At 65.0% G+C, this 340-nt stretch carries 1 protein-coding gene; it reads left to right on the top strand.

What is annotated here, in order from left to right:
* A partial coding sequence (locus RM531_RS16025) for a helix-turn-helix domain-containing protein (RefSeq protein WP_311660733.1) occupies window positions 1-340 on the top strand: 340 nt, incomplete at both ends.

The following is a 340-nucleotide window of genomic DNA, read 5'->3' as shown; positions in this document are numbered from 1 at the left end:
TGCGCGTTACGGGATCAGCCGTAAGACCGGCTACAAATGGCTGGCGCGCTATCAGGCCCTGGGCATGGACGGTTTGCAGGAGCGCAGCCGCCGACCTTGGGGGCATCCCCGACAAACGCCTTATACCCTGCAACAGGCCATTATCGAGTTGCGACAAAGCGGCCGCGGGTTGCGGGGGCCGAAAAAGATACGCGAGCTGCTGGCGGTGCGTTACCCGGACGCGGATCTGCCAGGTTTGACCACCATCTATCACGTGCTCAAGCGCGCCGGCTTGATCACGTCGACGCGCCGCCGGCGGCGCGTCGCGCCCACGGCCAGACCATTTGCCTCGGTTCAGGCA

It is taken from the genome of Spectribacter acetivorans (assembly GCF_031846305.1).
Classification (GTDB): Bacteria; Pseudomonadota; Gammaproteobacteria; order Nevskiales; family Salinisphaeraceae; genus Spectribacter; species Spectribacter acetivorans.
This window is presented reverse-complemented; position numbering and strand designations above follow the sequence as displayed.